The sequence below is a fragment of the Caldifarcimen microaerophilum genome (assembly GCF_055387105.1).
In genome coordinates this window covers 1,303,539-1,321,682 of sequence record NZ_AP038914.1, presented here as the reverse complement: position 1 = coordinate 1,321,682, position 18,144 = coordinate 1,303,539, and the positions used below count along the sequence as shown (strand labels likewise).

At 57.4% G+C, this 18,144-nt stretch carries 14 protein-coding genes, 3 tRNA genes and 1 pseudogene; 4 read left to right on the top strand and 14 right to left on the bottom strand.

Annotation, left to right across the window (positions count from 1 at the left end):
* Nucleotides 1-264: pseudogene (locus AC6HU3_RS06145) on the bottom strand (transposase); the annotation flags it as partial.
* A 667-nt stretch (nucleotides 265-931) separates the two neighbouring features.
* Here AC6HU3_RS06145 and AC6HU3_RS06140 point away from each other — a divergent pair.
* The 4 genes from AC6HU3_RS06140 (at nucleotide 932) to AC6HU3_RS06125 (ending at nucleotide 7,658) form a co-directional block, all read left to right on the top strand.
* Nucleotides 932-3,940 (top strand): T9SS type A sorting domain-containing protein, encoded by a 3,009-nt coding sequence (locus AC6HU3_RS06140; protein WP_497472901.1) that lies wholly within the window; start codon nucleotides 932-934, stop codon nucleotides 3,938-3,940.
* Between the two features lie 82 nt (nucleotides 3,941-4,022).
* Complete coding sequence (locus AC6HU3_RS06135) at nucleotides 4,023-5,198, top strand: glycosyltransferase (RefSeq protein WP_497472900.1); 1,176 nt, start codon at nucleotides 4,023-4,025, stop codon at nucleotides 5,196-5,198.
* Nucleotides 5,176-6,288 carry a glycosyltransferase family 4 protein gene (locus AC6HU3_RS06130; protein WP_497472899.1) on the top strand — a complete coding sequence of 371 codons (1,113 nt, stop codon included), beginning with the start codon at nucleotides 5,176-5,178 and terminating at the stop codon, nucleotides 6,286-6,288. The genes AC6HU3_RS06135 and AC6HU3_RS06130 overlap by 23 nt, the downstream gene beginning before the upstream one ends.
* Nucleotides 6,285-7,658, top strand: a complete 1,374-nt coding sequence (locus tag AC6HU3_RS06125) for an O-antigen ligase family protein (protein ID WP_497472898.1) — start codon at nucleotides 6,285-6,287, stop codon at nucleotides 7,656-7,658. Before AC6HU3_RS06130 ends, AC6HU3_RS06125 begins: the two co-directional genes overlap by 4 nt.
* Here the strand turns inward: AC6HU3_RS06125 and AC6HU3_RS06120 are convergent.
* The 13 genes from AC6HU3_RS06120 to AC6HU3_RS06060 form a co-directional block, all read right to left on the bottom strand.
* A complete protein-coding gene (locus AC6HU3_RS06120; protein ID WP_497472897.1) occupies nucleotides 7,587-9,548 on the bottom strand; it encodes a GumC domain-containing protein in 1,962 nt (653 codons plus the stop codon). The genes AC6HU3_RS06125 and AC6HU3_RS06120 overlap by 72 nt on opposite strands.
* Nucleotides 9,549-9,709: 161 nt before the next feature.
* On the bottom strand, nucleotides 9,710-10,597 hold the full coding sequence (xerD, locus tag AC6HU3_RS06115; protein ID WP_497472896.1) for a site-specific tyrosine recombinase XerD: 888 nt from the start codon (nucleotides 10,595-10,597) through the stop codon (nucleotides 9,710-9,712).
* Nucleotides 10,540-11,880, bottom strand: a complete 1,341-nt coding sequence (gene trmFO, locus AC6HU3_RS06110; protein ID WP_497472895.1) for an FADH(2)-oxidizing methylenetetrahydrofolate--tRNA-(uracil(54)-C(5))-methyltransferase TrmFO — start codon at nucleotides 11,878-11,880, stop codon at nucleotides 10,540-10,542. The genes xerD and trmFO overlap by 58 nt, the downstream gene beginning before the upstream one ends.
* Before the next feature lie 84 nt (nucleotides 11,881-11,964).
* Nucleotides 11,965-12,861, bottom strand: a complete 897-nt coding sequence (locus tag AC6HU3_RS06105; protein ID WP_497472894.1) for a glycosyltransferase — start codon at nucleotides 12,859-12,861, stop codon at nucleotides 11,965-11,967.
* Between the two features lie 9 nt (nucleotides 12,862-12,870).
* Complete coding sequence (locus AC6HU3_RS06100) at nucleotides 12,871-13,830, bottom strand: sulfotransferase family protein (protein ID WP_497472893.1); 960 nt, start codon at nucleotides 13,828-13,830, stop codon at nucleotides 12,871-12,873.
* Between the two features lie 60 nt (nucleotides 13,831-13,890).
* Nucleotides 13,891-13,964 (bottom strand) — tRNA-Val (locus AC6HU3_RS06095).
* Nucleotides 13,965-13,972: 8 nt separating this feature from the next.
* The gene (gene rpsT / locus AC6HU3_RS06090) at nucleotides 13,973-14,230 is read right to left on the bottom strand and encodes a 30S ribosomal protein S20 (RefSeq protein ID WP_497472892.1); all 258 of its coding nucleotides are present in this window, start codon (nucleotides 14,228-14,230) and stop codon (nucleotides 13,973-13,975) included.
* 13 nt (nucleotides 14,231-14,243) lie between these two features.
* Nucleotides 14,244-15,338 (bottom strand): M42 family metallopeptidase, encoded by a 1,095-nt coding sequence (locus tag AC6HU3_RS06085; protein WP_497472891.1) that lies wholly within the window; start codon nucleotides 15,336-15,338, stop codon nucleotides 14,244-14,246.
* A complete protein-coding gene (gene plsX / locus AC6HU3_RS06080; RefSeq protein ID WP_497472890.1) occupies nucleotides 15,335-16,354 on the bottom strand; it encodes a phosphate acyltransferase PlsX in 1,020 nt (339 codons plus the stop codon). The genes AC6HU3_RS06085 and plsX overlap by 4 nt, the downstream gene beginning before the upstream one ends.
* A gap of 7 nt (nucleotides 16,355-16,361) precedes the next feature.
* Nucleotides 16,362-16,550, bottom strand: coding sequence for a 50S ribosomal protein L32 (gene rpmF, locus AC6HU3_RS06075; RefSeq protein WP_497472889.1), 189 nt, complete (start codon nucleotides 16,548-16,550; stop codon nucleotides 16,362-16,364).
* A 16-nt stretch (nucleotides 16,551-16,566) separates the two neighbouring features.
* Complete coding sequence (serS, locus tag AC6HU3_RS06070; RefSeq protein ID WP_497472888.1) at nucleotides 16,567-17,856, bottom strand: serine--tRNA ligase; 1,290 nt, start codon at nucleotides 17,854-17,856, stop codon at nucleotides 16,567-16,569.
* 10 nt (nucleotides 17,857-17,866) lie between these two features.
* Nucleotides 17,867-17,940, bottom strand: a tRNA-Gln gene (locus AC6HU3_RS06065).
* A gap of 10 nt (nucleotides 17,941-17,950) precedes the next feature.
* A tRNA-Glu gene (locus AC6HU3_RS06060) sits at nucleotides 17,951-18,023 on the bottom strand.
* Between the last annotated feature and the right edge of the window lie 121 nt (nucleotides 18,024-18,144).

Genomic DNA, 18,144 nt, shown 5'->3' with positions numbered 1-18,144 from the left:
TTCAGGCTCCAGTGTGGTCATCAGCCACAGGGGTTCCTTCTGGCCCCACTCCCACACCCCGATAACGTTGACCTCCACTTCCCCACGGTATCGCAGCCCCCGAAAGACCACTTTTTCTCCAACAGGACATGTGAGATGGACCTTTCGTCCCTCGGCGTCCAGAAAAACCGGAGGACGGGATCCCATTCTCAAGCGGATCACGAAATTCATCCCCGCTTCCCGCAGATGGCGCAGGAGAGTCGTATAGCTGAATTCCCGGTCCATCACAAGGGGACGATTTCCAGAGAACCTTCCAGGAAAGAAGCGTCTGGATGTGGACGGCATTTCGTGAGCTTCCCGTATCTTTGAGGGTTCTTGAAGAGAAGGTGGTCATGGCAAAGGGGATGGCGCGTCCTCGCAGAGGGGCGGCGAGAACAAGGAGCCAGAAGCCGCGGGTTTTGCCATCTTTCAGGGTTCCGACGTATTCTGTCTTGCGGGCCTGGGGTCTTTCGATTTCGGTGACGTCAGCGATCACGAAGGGAGCGGTTTCGGGGAAAAGCCTCCAGAGGGTTTCATGGGGATTAAAATGTTCGAGGAAGCGCTGGATACGCTTATACGCGGCGCTTTCAGAAACGCCTTTCATCTTGCGAGCCATGGAAGAGATACGGAGTGACCGGGCGTCCAGGAGAGCATATCCGATTTCCGTTGCTCGTTCTGCAAAGCGAGGATCCGGAAAAAGAACTTGCATGAACGACTTCAGGGGTATAAACTTCCTCATGGGGATCCTCCTTTCTTTTCGTTGTTTCTTGTTCAGCAGGGAAAGTATACAGCTTTCCCCCGGAGGATCCCCACCTCCCTTTCGCCCCTGTCCGAACTCTTGTCCGGAGGCCAGAGGGGGCGGGTCAAGATCTGTTGAAATACTACAACCCCCATTCGTTTCTACGGAGGAACCGTGGGAGATTCTATCTGGCTTCCTCAGGACAGTGCCCAGGCAGAAATCTTTGCCGCGATGATCGCCAAACTCGGTTTCAACCTGGTTCGCATAACCAACTTTGAGTTTGCACTTCAGGACGACATCCACGGCGACAGACTGAAGCCAGATCTGGTTAGAAGACTCAAATGGGTGTTCCAGGCTCTGAAACGCCGGGGCATCTATGTGATGATGGACGCCCTCCAGTTCATGCAGTTCAGACCCGGAGATTATCACTATTTTTCCATCGATTCTACCATGTGGTTCCAAATTATAGACACTATCAACGGACTCCCTCCAGCCAGGTTCAGGTGCATCGCAAATCAGTGCAACAAGCGAATTTTCATGTTCCATCGGAACGCAAGGAAACTTCTCAAACAATACCTGACCAACCTCCTGAGCGGGCCGGTAGGATTAGGATCCCACCCTCTGGGCAAGGATCCTGCCCTCGCGTTTCTGGTCACCGTCAACGAAGCAACCCTCCTGGATCCCCTCTGGTGGAGCAATTGGGACAATCCCAACGACAGGACATTTGGCCGCCACAAATACTATCTTCCTGCCTATTTCCGGAACTATCTGGACACCCTGTGGAACCACTGGCTTGAGGCCAGGTATTGCGACACCACACGAAACAAAGCCTCAAAATACCTCCACGGAATCCCGCAGGTCGGTTTTCTCCACGATGGCTGCTTCTTCACCATCGCCGACGCATGGAGAAGGCAGGAATCCTGCCCCTTCACCCTTCCCGACACCTTCCCCAACCTCATCCGGAACGGTGAAATGGATCACACCACCACCGCCGACCTGCGATGCTCCATCGGAGACACGATAACCACACGCCACTACCCCCTCCCTCACGGGTGGGGCATGCTCCATATGGTGGACACACCCCCGTGTGAAACGTATTCCTGGGGCATCGATTCCATCAACATCGGTGACAGTGCCCCTGCCTTTTTTGCCGAAAACCACGCCTTCACGACTCCGGGTTGGCACTTTGCCTTCAAAACAAATCCTTCTGATTCCAACATCATCCGGATTGACAGCGGAAAGGTCTATCGCCTCACCTTTGTGGCCCGGGGGAACCGGGCACGGGCTTTCGCGGTGATCGTTCAAAAAGCATATTCTCCCTACACAGTCTATGCAGGCTGGAGAGACACCGTATACACTGTCCCCCGGGTGTTTGAGTTCCTTTTCGCCGCTCCCATGTCGGACTCCTCCATCCAGGTTCAGTTCAATCTGGGCATAGACACAGGCAAAATCTGGATTGACCGGGTGCGCCTTCAGCAGGTGGATCCCTCTGCGCTCTATGACTCCCGGGAGGAAACCCTGCGCTTCTACACCCTCAACCACTGGAGAGACCGGTTCCAGTTCTGCCCTGCACGGCATAAGGATTTCATCCGGTTCTTCTACTCCCTGGAGGAGGATTTTTACCGTGATCTCGCAACCTATCTCCGGGATTCGGTTATTTACACTCCACCTGAGACCACACTGGCAAAACCCCCATTTGGAGGAACCCGTTCGGGCTACAGAGGCCTTCTCATCTCCACCGAACGGTGGCAGACCCCCCTCATCTATTTCGCCTCCCATAATTACGTGGACATGACCGATGATCACGCGTATTACGACTATCCGTTCCCTGGCTTTGGAGGCTACCCCAAGGGCCACCACTTCAAGTTTTTTGGCACGGGGGAAGCTGACGGTTTCATGAATAAATTTTTCACCCACATGAACCGTGTTGCAAGCCAGGACAAACCCCATGCCCTCACAGAATGGGATCACACGGCCTTCAACTTCTCCGAATTTGTCACGGGCCTCCTCATCCCCCTCTACGCCGGCCTGCGAGGCTATGACCTCATGCTCCGACACGCGATTTTGCATCACCACTACAGTTATTACGCGGATGACACCCATACGGTTCACGAGTTTGACATCATCGGCAATCCCCAGGATTTCATCCTCCAGCGCATGGCGGCCCTCAGCTTCATCCGGGGTGATATGCCCCCCATCGAAGAGAACGACCGGAATGACTTTTCCGTTGATTCGGCAAAAATCAACACCGCCATTGACCTTCTGTTTTATGCACAGGACACAAGATTGCACTTCGCATGGACGGGCTTTGACCCTCACGTTCTCCAGCCCAATACCGTGAAATGGTGCAATGATCGTTTCCCCTGTTTTGAGTTCCGGCGCGATACGAGCACACGACCTGTTTTCATCGTTCGAAGCCCTGGAAACCAGGCTTTCCTCTTTTCTGGCAAGATTCAGGGAGACACCGCCCGGTTCGGATTCCTCACGGTTGTGGCCGATCCCACCGACACCCTCGGTTCTTCGTTCCAGATGGTGAAGCTTTTCTCAAAGGAGACCCCCACCTACCTCCTGGCAGCGTTTGGAGGACAGCAACCCGAAGGCCTCCAGACCCAGGACGGCTGGGTGATGGATCCCGGTCATTTTCCGGTGTATCTCCGGTCCGTTCGCTTCCATACCCGGTGGGAATGTGACAGCATCCGGGTTTATCCCCTCGACCCCGTCGGAAATCCCAAAGATACCCTCGTGTACCGGAGGTATATCCCCATACCCAAGCTGACAGACGGAAAACGTCACGCGTTGTCCGCCACGGAATCACGCCGACCTTTTACCCCCACAATCTGGGAAATCAACACGCTGAACGACTCCACGCCCTGGTATGGCGTCGAGGTGTTCGGATGCAGCGGATACAACGCGACCACTTCCTCCCAGAAAGAAAATGCTTCCCCCGGAATGGTTGCGTTCCAGATCCGCTCAGGATCAGGGGTCCTACTGGTCGAACCCTTCGGAGAAATCCCGTCGCTCGATGTTTCGGTATATACGGTGGATGGCCGACGAATCCGCCATTTTTCCGGTTCTCTTCAGCCGACACAAAACCTCAAATTCCGCCTTCAGAAAGGGATCTACCTGATCCGGGTTGAAGCGGAACCCTCAACCCGGATCACCCGCAAAGTTGTGGTCTGGTGATGACGTTCCCCGCCCTCCGGGCGGGGAACGTCTGAACGTCTTCCCGTACAATAAGCACGATCTCCCGACGTGGGCGGAAAACATGCAAAAGCGAAAGAAAATTCTTGTGTTTCGGGATCATCTGTTCGCCGTGAGCGAAACGTTTGTATATCGCCCCTATCAATGGGTCAGATTTTTTGAGCCTGTATTTTTCGGATCCAAATTCGCCTCACAAGGGGATGGGGTCCAGAATTTCTCCATCCCTGCTGATCACGTCTTCACCTTGCAGAAATCGGGGAAAAGCCTGCGTGAGGCGTTGTTCAAATTTTTCGGATACATTCCCTCCGACGCTACGGCCTGGCTTCGGCACCATCAACCTGTTTTGATCCACGCCCATTTTGCCCCTGACGGAGTGCTGTCCCTTCCCCTGGCACATCGTTTCCGTATCCCTCTCATCGTGAGCCTCCTGGGTTCAGACATTACGATGAAAGAAACTCACGTTTTCCGTTCTTCATATCCCACCCATCGTCTTTATCTTCTCCGGAAAAAGCGCCTCTTTCGTGAGGCCCGTCGGTTTATCGTCCCTTCCCGCTTTCTCTGGAATGTCGCCGTGGAGCGGGGATATCCGGAAGACAAACTCCTCCATCTTCCTCACGGCGTGGACACGGGGTTTTTCTTTCCTGAGCCTGAAGCCGTGGTTCCTGGCCGCATCCTGTTTGTGGGTCGGCTTGTCACTCTTAAGGGGCCCCACCTTCTTCTTGAAGCTGCACGCCAGCTCATCACGGAGTTCCCGAACCTGCATGTCGTGATGGTTGGCGATGGTCCGGAGCGGTCACGACTTGAAGCGTGGGCAGAGAAACATCTCCCCAACCGTGTTCGCTTTCTGGGGACTCAACCGCCGGAAAGAGTGCGACAGGAGATGCAAAGAGCCTGGGTGTTTTCCATGCCCTCCATCCCGGTATCCACCGGTCAGACGGAATCGTTCGGAATGGTTTTTCTGGAAGCGCAGGCCTGCGGATCTCCCGTGGTTACCTTTGCAACCGGGGGTATTCCGGAGGTTGTCCGGCAAGGAGAAACGGGTTTCCTGCTGCCCCCTGGCGATGTGGAGGCCCTCACCCGGGCGCTACGGGAACTCCTCTCCCATCCTGATCTCAGGCATCAAATGGGAGAGGCTGCTCGTCGATGGGTTGTTTCCCGTTTCGATATCCGGGATGTGGCAGAAAAACTGGAAAAATTGTATACGGATACGTTAACTCATGCCTTCCACAGCGTCCCGTAAGCTCATCCTGAATGTGGTGACCCAGATGGCTCCTGAAGGAGCACAGAATGCGGCGGTGGAAGTTGCAAGAAAAATTCGCGAATTGGGGTACGACTCCGAAGTGTGGTTTCTCTACACCAAACTGCCCGCCTTTGGAGGGGTCCCGTACGTCCGGTCCTTCTCCCCCCGACGCCCATCGGGTCCCGGGGAACTCCTTTCGCTCCTGTGGCGGGTTTTCAGGGCTCTCCGGAAGGCAAAACCCGCGGGTGTCATCACCTACACCTACTACGCCAATGTGCTGGTCCAGCCCCTTGCCCTGCTTGCGGGAATCCCGCGCCGGATGGCCACACAGCGGAATACACGAACGCTCACCCCTCGCATCGCAGATTTTCTGGATATCCTGTGGGGAACTGCCGGAGTGTATACATCTAATGTGTTTGTTTCGCATGCAGTTAAGGAAAGTTACCGCAGCGCGCCTCGCCGTTATCTCAAGCGGAGTGTGGTGGTGTACAACGGGCTTGAATTTACTCCCACGTGTTTGACCCGAAAAGAAGCGCGCCAACAACTGGGGTTACCTCCCAATGCATGGATTGTGGGCCATGTCGGTCGAATGGATAAAAACAAGAATCAACAGGTGTTAATCCAGGCTCTGTCCCGCCTGAATGTACCCGAGGCTGTGCTCGCTCTTGTGGGTAAGGGACCGGAAGAAGACGCCCTTCGTACCCTAACCCATACCCTAGGCCTTAATTCCCGCGTGTATTTTCTCGGGACACTCCCCCGGCACATGCTAGCTCACTTCTATGCCGCCCTTGATGTCTTCGTTCTTCCTTCCCTTGATGAGGGGTTTTCGTTCGTTCTCGTGGAGGCGATGCGCTCCGGCTGTGCAATAGCTGCAAGTGATCTTCCCGTATTCCATGAAATAGCGAACAACACTATCCGCTATTTTTCACCCCTGGATGTGGCTGAGATCGTGTCCATCCTGTCCTGGTTTCACCGGCACCCGGAAGAAGCGAATGCCCTTGGCCTTGCAGCACAAGAGCGATCCCTTTCGTTTTCTCTTGAGGCAATGGTTCAGCAATATCTGAACGTACTCTTCGGTGGAGGATCATGAACCGAGTTGGTGAGGAGAACAAGGCACCCCATCGCCCATTGAAAATCTTACGAAAAAAATTTGCCCTGTATCAAAACCTTGCCCAACAAATTGAAGAATGGCTCACCGTCCTCATCCTTTTGATCCTGGGCCGTGTTCTCTATGTGAACTTCTTCACCCGGAATGTCCCCATGAGCAGCATTGCCCGGGGCATGGAATCGGTGGATCCGTCCATCCGGATCGTGACGGTCTCCGGTTATGCTCTCTCGATGATCCTGGCCATCATTCATCGAGACAGGATTCTCCGTTCACTTCGACGGAATCTGGATTTTCTTCTCATCCTAAGCTGGCTGTATGCCTCCCTCCTCTGGTCCTCCGTTCCCTCCATGACCCTTGTGCGTTTTGCCGGTCTCACAGGCACCACGCTCTTTGGATTTTATCTGGGAACACGCTATACTTTGGACGAAATCGCAAAGCTCGCAGGACGGTTTGTCTGGATCACCATGTTGCTGAGCCTGATGATGGCCCTGCTGGTCCCCGGAATGGGGCGATACATTGAACCCCGGGGAGAGGTGTGGAGCGGGGCCCTTGTTCACAAAAACAGTCTGGGTATGATCACTGCGCTGGGTTTCCTCTTCTGGCTTTATGCCCCCACCGCTTTTTCCCGGATTGAGAGAATTTTATACGCCATAGGTGGAGGCGCACTTCTCTGGTTCTCCTATTCCCGTGCAGCCCAGGCCGTCACCGTTTTGCTCTTTCTACTCGCCCCCTATCTGCCTCGTCTCGTGGCCCGTCGGGGATGGAAAAAGGGGGGATTGCTACTTTTTGGTCTTGTGGTTTTTGGAGGACTGGGGATCTGGGTCTGGAAGCACCTTCCCCAGATCCTTCAACTCATGGGAAGAGATCCCTCCCTCACGGGAAGGACCCTGATCTGGTTCCTGGTGTGGAAAAGCATTCAGAAACAGTTCTGGACAGGCTATGGATTTGAAGCCTTCTGGTCCGGAGAGGGGGCCGCCCTTCTTGACGTCTGGCGGCACTTTCCCGGCTTCTGGATTCCCACCCATTCCCACAATGGTCTCCTCGAACTCTGGTTGAGTGGAGGGGCGATTGCGGTAGGGCTGTTCGTTGTTCACTGGTTGCGAACCGCCTGGCTTTCTCTCTATGCTCAATCTCCCTGGGTCTTTGCACTGTGGGTCTTTCTCTCGCTCTATACGTTCGCCGAACGCACCATTTTCAACGTCGCCGGAACATCCACGGTGATCTGGGTGCTTTATGTTGCTGTGTCGGTTCGCCTTCGTATTGTACGATCGAACCAGGCCCTACTTTCCTTCAGGGATGACCAGCCATCCAATCACGGGGGTACCCGTGTGTTCCGTTCGGTTCAGCCATGAGACCACCGTTTCGAAAGCAAGGACATCGGAAGCCACAACCAGCACAGCGTCAACAGACGCAAGGAGACTTCCCAGCCATGCATCGGACGCTGGGGAAAAATAGGTCACCGCACGTGGGAGACTTTTCGGGTGCGCGATGCGGGAAAGGGCTTGCGAGGAAGGAGCGTACATGTGAATGCGCTCCCTCAGGGGCTCAGAGAGATCAGGTGCCAGGGCCTCTGGAATCCAGACTTCGGCGTATGCTTCTGTAAGACCGGGGAGAATGGCCTCAAGGAAATGCCGCTGCACTTCCGGAGAGCATACCCCGATGATCCCAAGAACACCGGGTTGCTTTTGTTCCCTCAACCACTGGATTGCCCTCCCAGCAACAACCAGAAAATCTCTCGCATCCCCCGTGTATGTTCCCAGGACCGGTATCCCCATTCGCCGGAGTGTCGTCTGATCCATCCGGGGATTGAAGATCTCTGCGGTGACAACCCCACCCGCACCCAGAACCACACCCAGAAGTATCCCCAGAAGGGCAAAGATCAGGGGACGGGGAAATTCCGGGACCAGGGGGGGGTGGATATCCTGGACGATATGGAGCGCCCCCACAGGATGGTCGCGCATGGTTCGAAATTGAAAGGCCTGCGTTTCCAGCGCCGTTTGAAGGCCCGAGAAGAAGGTGTATCGTGCTTTCAAAAGCGTATAATCCAGCAACGGCTGGCCCAGACGACGGATTTCTTTCTGAAGGCTGTCTCTGATCTGGTCCATGGCGGCCAGTTGTGCCCGAACCGAAGCTTCGAGAACGGCTTGCATGGCAGATCGGGTTGACAGTGTGTCGAAAACTTCCGAAGGGAAAGGAAATCGGCCCCCTTTCTGAACACTGCGAATTTGTTGCGCAAGAAGATTCTTTGCCCTCTGAATCCGTGCCTTCATTTCCTGCATGGAAACGTCAAGTGTGTCTTTCCCCTGAATGAGCAACTGGTAATACTGCGTGTACAGCCCCACAAGAGAATCCCACTGTGCGAAAGCAGACCAGGTCTGGAGAGACGAAGAATCCTGGAGAGAAAGAAGTGAAGTCACACGGAGGGAGTCCATCGGATTTCGTTGCGCCCGAAGGGACGCAAGGAGCGCAACCTGTTCCGCTCGTTTCGTTTCGGTTTCCATCAGGGCCTCGGCAAACCCTTGAATCTGCTGAAAGGGTTCCATGACAAGGTCCAAACTGTCCATAAACGCCAGGAGGGTTCGTTTAGTCACCAGAAGACTTTCCTCCACAACAGGCTGCACATCCTCGAGGGCTTGATACACTTTGCCAAAATACGCAACCTGACGAAGGCTTTCCCGTTCGAGCACGGCTTCTTTGATGGCTCCCAGGATCCGAACGAGCCGATCGGGATCCGTGTCGGTATACCGAATACGTAAGGTTCGAGAAAGCCCTACAGGACGGATCTCCGTTCGCTTCCGAAGACGATATGCAGCCCGATAGTTCCGGGGTCGGGGGGGGCCCGCAAGACCAAGAAGTCGTTTGATTTTGTCCACAGGCCTTCGCAAAGGACTGGAACGCGTGAGCGACGCGACATCCTCCGGCGAGAGTTTTTCCACAGCTCGCAGAAACGTTTCCACACTGGAAAGATATGTGATTTCGTCGTCCAGAGGTGTTCCTCCCCCTCCCAAAAAGCCCCCCAGAGCACCCAATCCCCCCAGTCCACCCATTCCTTCCACAGGTAGGGCGGGAGAAAGAAGGGGAGGAGATTCACGGTAATGGAACAGCATCTCTGTGGAAAAGCGCCGTGGCAGAGCGAGCAGCAGGAGAAATGCCAGGCCTATGCCCAGCGCAAGTCCCATAACCCCCCATTTCCACTGGCGCCGCAAAACGGAAAAAACCCATGCTACCTCTTCTCGGAACACCTTATCCTCCACGCTTTTCTTGATTCACGCTCTGTACACTCCTTCACAGAGTCCGATGCAGACCCTATTATACTGGACCCGGGAAAAACCGAAAAGAGCACGTATAACTCATACAAATCGTACCATAAATCGCATCATATAGCTTCACAGGTCCTCTTTCCCTATGCTTTCTTCCCCCGGGGATGGGCCTTCCGAAAGGCCTGCTTCACCTGGTCCATCGAGAGGTGGGTGTACACCTGGGTGGTGGCAAGCCGGGCATGGCCCAGGAGTTCCTGGATCACCCGGAGATCCGCCCCGCGTGACAGGAGATGGGTGGCGAAGCTGTGGCGAAGGAGATGGGGATACACCCCCTCCACGTCTGCAAGCTCCCGGAACACCTCCCGGAGGATCTCCCACACCCGCTGCCGGGCAAGGGGCCGCCCTCTCCGGCTCACAAACACATGATCCGTCTGGGGGGAGAACTCCCGGCGGACGTCCAGATACCGTTTCAGGGCTTCCAGGGCTTTCGGTGACAGGGGAACGATGCGCTCTTTCCGTCCCTTCCCCAGCACCCGCGCGATCCCTTCCCTCAGGTCCAGGTCCCGGACCCGCAGGGACACGAGTTCCGAAACCCGCATGCCGGAACCGTACAGCACCTCCACCAGGGCTTTGTTCCGAATCCCCACCGGATCCCCGGGCTGCCATGCATCCAGGACCTTCTGGATATCTTCCTCCCGCAGAACCTCCGGAAGCTTTTTGGGTGCCTTCATGGGTTCGAGAAGGGTGGCCGGGTTGGCCGGAAGAATCCCCTCCACCACCAGGTGGTGAAAAAATCGGCGAACCGCTGACACTTTTCGCTGGAGGGAGGTGCGGGCATACCCCTGTTCGTGGAGATGAAACAGCCAGGTCTGGAGATCGTGCACGGTGACCTCTTCCACGGGAATCCCCTCGTCCTCAAGAAAGGTCCGGAACTGCTCCAGATCCCGCCGATAGGCGGCAACGGTGTTGGGGCTCAGTCCTCGTTCCACCCGGAGGTGGTGGAGAAAGCGCTCAAAAAGATCTCCTTCCATCGCCGGAGAGCCTCCTGGGCTCGCTCTGCAAGGAACCGTCGGCGGGCTCCTCCCCGGATGTGCCGGGGGACCTGGATCATGAGCCCGAAGTTGGGGTTCATGGGCTGAAAATACCGGGGGTTGCTGGTGGCGATATACCGGAAGAGCGCCCCCATCATGGTGTGTTCGGGCATGGGCACAGGGTCTTCGCCCCGGGCCAGACGGGCGGCGTTGAACCCTGCAAGCCATCCCCCCGCGGTCGCGGCAAGATAGCCTTCCGTTCCCGTGATCTGCCCCGCAAAGAAAATCCGCGGATCTTTGCGAAACTGCAGGGTGGGGAGAAGAAGGGTGGGGCTGTTGATGAAGGTGTTGCGATGGACCGCTCCATACCGGAGAAATCGCGCGTTTTCCAGCCCTGGAATCATCCGGAACACCCGTTCCTGCTCCCGAATCCGGAGCTGTGTCTGAAAACCCACAAGCGAAAAGGCCGTTTTTTCCTCGTTTTCCGGGCGGAGCTGGACCACGGCATAGGGGAGTTCGCCGGTTTCGGGATGTTCGAGACCCACGGGCTTGAGGGGGCCATACCGGAGGGTCTCTGGCCCCCGCCGGGCCATCTCTTCAATGGGAAGGCAACCCTCAAAGAACCCAAGAGACTTCTCAAAATCGTGGGGTTCGTGTTTCTCAGCCTCAAGAAGGGCCTGAACGAACCGGTCGTATTCTTCCTTTGTCATGGGGGCGTTGAGATAACTTTCATCGTCCCACCCGTGACGGTCTTTCCAGTAAAGTTTGGAAAAATCAAGGCTTTCCGCATCCACGATGGGCGAAACGGCGTCAAAGAAGGACAGAAAGTCTCCCACAAGCCTCTGGAGGGCCTGGGCGAAGGCCTCGCTCGTGAGGGGACCCGTGGCGATGATGACGATCCCTTCTTCCGGGATCTCGGTCACCTCCTCCCGCCGGATCTCCACGAGGGGGTGCTCTTCGAGTTTTTCCGTGATATAACGCGAAAATTTCTCCCGGTCCACGGAGAGGGCCTTTCCACCGGGAAGCCGGGCGTGATCGGCGGCCTCAAGGACGAGGGAACCAAGTTCCCGAAGCTCCCATTTGAGCAGACCCTGGGCGCTGGTCAGTTCCAGCGACTTGAGGGAGTTGCTGCACACGAGTTCGGCGAGATACCCCGTGCGGTGGGCGGGGGTCATCTTCCGGGGACGCATCTCATAGAGCACCACCGGAATGCCCCACCGCGCCACCTGATAGGCCGCCTCGGAACCGGCCAGGCCTCCTCCGATGACGATGACACGGCTCATGAAGCGCTTCTCACTCTCCTTCTCTACGCTCTGTGGATGCTTCAATCATACAGGAAGAAGGATGAAACATCCCGAAACCCCGTTTCAGACATCATCACGTTTTCCAGTGCGCCCGCGGATGCCGTCGAGAAGTCCCCGCAGGCGGTTGCGGATGCGGGGCCCCGGTTCTGTTCCATAAACGATATCGCCCAGGCTTCTTCGAACAAGCCTCCAGAGGAATCTCGTCCGTTCCCGCACCCTTTCCCATGCCGGAAGATCCCCAAGCATGATCCAGGTGTTCCGGGTGTCGTAATAATATCGCCACGGAGGGTGAGCCTCCCGGAAACGGACCCGTCCCCACCGGACAACCCGCCGGGTGGGCGCGGGGTGGAAGATCCTCGCACCTTCAGGCGGATTGACCCCGCAGATGCGCACACCTGCCCGCCTCAGGCGAAAGGCCCATTCCGTGTCTTCCCGGCAGATAAACAGATCCTTTCGAGGCAATCCCGCTTGCTCAACGGCCTTTCGATGAATGAGCACGCCGGACCACATGAACATCTGAACCGGAACGACGTCTTTCGGGGATCGGGGGACGACCGGGTGAAGTCCTCCGCGCCAGATACCGATTCCATACATTTTCTCCTCGTACGACATATTTGCGGGGGCGATCACGTCACATTGTTTCCAAAAGTTCAGCAGAAACGCCAATGCGTTTTTTTCGGGGTACGCATCGTCATCAAATGTCCAGAAAGCTTCAAAACCCTGCTCCCACGCCCATTTGAGCCCCTCATGGTAGGCACCTGCAGGTCCCTGATTGTCCGGCAGACGGAGGACTTCCACATCGGGAAAAGCCTTTTGAACCATTTCCGGCGTTCCGTCCGAAGACGCGTTGTCCACCACCAGGATCGCATCCGGCGGACGGGTCTGGGACCGCAGAGCTTCCAGACACCGGACAAGGAGCTCTTTCCGGTTGCGGGTCACCACGATGGCACAGATTTTCACAGGACAACCTCACCAGGGAAGTTCTCGCCCCAAAAGTTCCTCCAAGCGGCGCACATCCTCCAGGATCCAGGACCGGGCCTCTTCGGGGATATCGGCCACCGAAGGATGTGTGTGGAGGTCCACAGGGTGCCTCTGAGCGTGCTCGTTCATCCAGTACATCCAGTCATAGATACGTCGTCCCAGCACAACTTTCACCATACGCTTTGCGATCGGGTTTCGCTTGAGAACGTTTGCCCCCCGCTCCAGCAGGTGGGCAAGATTGCGGCGCAACACCGAGGTTTCTTGCCGGGAATGGCGTTTTGGAAGTTCCAGCCGGCGGATTCGAGATAGGCCCAGGACTTTCTGGACTTCCATCAAAAAAACCACAGAGTCTGCAGATACCTCCTCCAGGATGAAGACATGGACGCGTTCTTTCCCGAACATGTTGAAATACGCTTCCACTTTATCCGCGTAAAGACTGGCCTCAAAGATATACGCAGGTTTGTATTCCGGGACGCCCGAAATAAAGAAGCGATGACTTTCACGGGCACGCGCACGCATCGCAGGATCCATCGCCACCTGCATAAACTCCGGGAAATCAAACGGATAATCCCCCAGACTTAGATGTTCCAGATAATGGGAAATCAGGCGTTTCAGAGGATTGCGCAAAAGAATCAGGACCTGAACGTCCGGGAAGATCCGGTGGAGTTTCTGAGGGAACCGGGGGTCCAGCCAGAATCGGGGATTCACCCACCCGATCCGGATGGGATCTCCCCGGGACAGACGCTTCTGAATCCGCTCATGGTCATAATACTTTTTGACCAGATGCTCCCAGTGGTCCAGGGAAAAATCGTCGTGCCAGAAAAGAATTTCTTTTCCATGGGGAAGGAACAGATCGGGATGCCGTGATAACGCCGCGTGCAGACTGGTCGTGCCCGCTTTTGGGGCCCCCACACACACGAAATCAAGGGGAGGAATGCTGGACTTCATTCACACCTTCGCCCTGGGAAGGTCCGGTGGCGCTTCTGTCCGGGAAATGGATCCCCTCTGTGGGCGGTGGAGGACTCGAACCTCCGACCTCCGGCTTGTAAGGCCGGCGCTCTCACCAGCTGAGCTAACCGCCCAAAACAGACTATGACGCAAGAAGTCGGGCCAACTTGGCCTTCCGGCGAGCGGCGGTGTTGGGGTGGATGATTCGCTTGCGGGCGGCCTTGTCGAGAAGGCTGTAGATCTCCCTCAGCAGGGCTTCCTTTTCCTCCCGACCTTCGGCGGCCATGAATTTTTTGATCATGGTTTTGATGCGGGACCGCACCGCCCGGTTGCGAAGCCGCCGCTTTTCGGACTGACGCACCCGTTTCAACGCGGACAGGTTCCTGCGAGGTTTGGACATGATCTCTCCTCCCTTAGTCCTTCACTTCCAAAAGACCCCGGACGATCCGGCGATCCGGAGACTCAAAACTCTTCGTGAACCCGACAAGAAGCCGGACAATGTGTTCAAGGTCTGCAAGATCCACCATCTCCGCAGGGGTGTGCATATACCGGTTGGGAATCCCCACAAGTCCCGTGGGGATCACGCCCCGGGCCACCTGGATCACCGCCGCATCCGTTCCGGTGACCCCCGGAGCCCCCACGATCTGATAGGGGATCCCCTCGCTTCGGGCCACCTCCTCCAGGCGCTCAAACACCGCCGGGGTGATGTTCGGACCCCGCATCAGGGCAGGGCCCTTGCCCAGCTCCACCTTCCCCACCCGCTTCTGATCCTTCTCATGGGAAGGTGCGTCCGTTGCAAAGTCCACGTCCAGGGCAAGGGCCACATCCGGGAAAATCTCATAGGCAATGGTGCGGGCTCCGCGGAGGCCAATCTCCTCCTGCACGGCCGCCACCGCCACCACCCGGATGTCCTTCACCCCCTGCTCCCGGAGAACCCGCAGGGCTTCAAAGGCCAGAAACACGCCCACGCGGTCATCAATCCCCCGTCCCACAATCCGTCCATTCAGGAGCTCTTCCGCATCCCAGTCCAGGACCACGGGGGCGCCGATCCGGAACAGGGCCTCGGCCTCTTCCCGGCTTTTCGCCCCCACATCGATCCACATTTCCTCGAATTTGCGGGCCTTGTCCCGCTCGTCCCGCTCCTTGAGGTGGATGGGTTTGCCTCCCACGACGCCCTTGACCCACCGCTTTTCGGTCTCACTGTAGACCCGAACCCGCTGCCCTTCCGTGGTGGGACGGTCCGGGCCTCCGATGGGCTGAAAGGCGAGGAACCCCTTATCGTCAATGTGGGTGACCATGTAGCCGATCTCGTCCATGTGCCCCTCAAGCATCACCGTGTAGGTCGCGTCCGGATTGAGCACCAGAGCCACGTTGCCGTGGGCGTCCCGGAGCACCTGATCTCCATAGGGGGCATATCGTTCAAGGAGGGCCTTTGAAAAGTCCTCCTCAAATCCCGATGGGCTCGGAATGGAAAGGAGTTCCAGAAACCAGTCTTTCCTGAGCTTCATGATGCCTCCTCCGTCTGGGCCTTTTCAAGATCCGCCAGGATCTTCTCGTTGAGCCCCTCCCGTGCAAACCGCGCCGCTACCCGCACCGCATTGGCCATCGCAGCCCCGCCTGAGCGTCCGTGCGCGATGATCACCACCCCGTTCACACCGAGAAGGGGGGCGCCTCCGTATTCTTCGTAATCCATCTCCTTCTTCAGGCCCTCCAGAGCCGGTTTGAGGAGAAGGGCCCCGGTCAGGGCCAGGGGGTTCCGCTTGATCCGGTTCTTGAGTTTCTCCTTGAGAACCGACACCACGCTCTCCCCGAACTTCAGAAGGACATTGCCGGTGAACCCGTCCGTGACCACCACATCCGCCCGGCCTTCCAGGATATGGTTCCCCTCCACATTCCCGATAAAGCGAAGGTGCTCAATCCGCTCCAGCATGGGACGGGCTTCCTTCACCCGCTCGTTCCCCTTCACGTCCTCCTCCCCAATGGAGAGAAAAGCCACCCGGGGATCCGGTTTATTCAGGATATACCGGGCGAAGATTTCCCCCATCACCGCAAACTGCACCAGGTGCCGGGCACGGGGGTCCGTGTTGGCCCCCACGTCCAGCACCAGAACGGGTCCCTGAAGGCTCGGGAACACCGCAGCGATCGCCGGGCGCTGGATTCCTTTCAGGCGACCCAGGATCTTCAGCGCAAAGGCCATCACCGCTCCCGTGTTGCCGGCGGACACGAAGGCATCCGCCTGCCCCTCCTTCACAAGCCGCATCCCCACAGCCAGGCTGGATTGGCGTTTGGTCCGGAGGGCTTCCGCCGGCTTGTCCCCCATGGTCACCCGCTCCGGGGCATGGACAATCTCGCACCGAACCACTTCGTGGCGCTCCCGGAAAACCCGGCGAATCTCCTCCTCCTCGCCCACCAGGATCACGTCAATATCCGGGTTTTCCCGGGCAAGGATGAGGGACGCCTCCACCTCGGGAACGGGCGCACGGTCCGTTCCCATCGCATCCAGAGCCACCCTCACCCGCTTCATGGGGACATCAGTCGCCCGAGCCCGTCACGATGATCACGGGCCGGTCCTTGTAATACCCGCAGCTCGGGCACACATGGTGAGGACGTTTCCACTCGTTGCACCGCGGACACCGGACCAGGGTGGGCGCCTCCGCCCTGTAGTGGGTCCGGCGCTTGCGGGAACGAGCGCGAGAATGTCTGCGTTTGGGTGCCGGCATGCTTCACTCCTCTGTTTCAGGCAGGTTCGATCACCTCAAGCCCCCCCATGTAGGGGCGCAAAACCTCCGGAATCACCACACTTCCATCCTTTTGCTGGAAGTTCTCCAGCAGGGCGATAAAGGTTCGGGGCGTGGCCAGTCCTGAACCGTTCAGGGTGTGGACATACTGGACCTCGCCATTCCGGCGACGCACCCGGACTTTGGCCCGACGGGCCTGGAAGTCCTCCGTGTTGGAAACAGATGAAACCTCCAGCCACCGCCCGAGTCCGGGCGCCCAGGCCTCAATGTCATAGGTCTTGCTGGCGGCAAACCCGAGATCCCCGGTGGAAAGGGCCACCACCCGGTAGGGGATCCCCAGAAGCTGAAGAACCCGCTCCGCATCCTTCAGCATGCGTTCCAGCTCGTCATACGACTGCTCGGGCAGGGTATATTTGAAGAGCTCCACCTTGTTGAACTGGTGGAGACGGACCATCCCCCGAACGTCCTTCCCATAGGCACCCGCCTCCCGGCGAAAACACGGGGTATAGGCGGTGTAATACCGGGGAAGTTCTTCTTCTGCAAACAGGGTGTCCCGGTGGAGATTGGCCAGGGACACCTCGGCGGTGGGGATGAGGAACAGACCATCCGCGGGGATTTCATACATCTCTTCCCGGAACTTGGGCAGGTGACCCGACGCGATCATGCTTTCTTCCCGAACCAGCACGGGTGGAAACACCTCGGTGTATCCGTGCTCGGTGGTATGGAGATCCAGGAAGAACTGGATGAGGGCACGCTCCAGGCGGGCGCCCAGCCCCCGGTATCCCACGAAACGGGACCCCGACATCACCCGGGGGGATTCAAAATCCAGGATCCCCAGAATTTCACCGATCTCCCAGTGCGGACGGGGTTCAAAATCAAAGGACGGGATTTCGCCCCAGGTCCGAACCACCACGTTGGCCGTTTCGTCTTCCCCGACAGGGACGGATTCGTGAGGAATATTGGGAACAAGCAGCCATTGCTGGTCAAAGGTTTCGCTCACGCTCCGCAGTTCCTCTTCCAGCACTTTGATCTTTTCGGAGAGCGTTCGGGATTCGAGAATCACCTGCTCGGCTTCCTCGTGCTTGCCTTCCCGCTTGAGCCGGCCCACCTGACGGGCTTTCTCGTTCTGGACCTTCCGGAGTTCGTTGAGTTCCCGGGTGAGCTCCCGCCAGCGGTCATCGAGCGCCACCAGGCGCTCCACCACGGACACATCCATCCCCCGCCGACGAAGGGCTTCCTTCAGCCGGCGGACGCCTTCGGGAGTGCGCAAAATCTGACGATCCAGCATAACAGAAAAATGGCTGGGGGAGGAGGATTCGAACCTCCACTACCAGATCCAGAGTCTGGCGTCCTGCCGTTAGACGATCCCCCAGCGTTTGAGGCGCCCCCACCGGGACTCGAACCCGGGTCTCCAGGCTGAGAACCTGGCATCCTAGGCCGCTAGACGATGGGGGCGTGCGGTGTTTATTATACGGATTGCCATCAGAAAGTGCAACCCTGCGCATTGGAGGGCCTTTTCTCCTCTGGCCTTTCCTGCCCAGAGGGCCTTAACCGCTTCCAGTCTGGGGGCTGAATG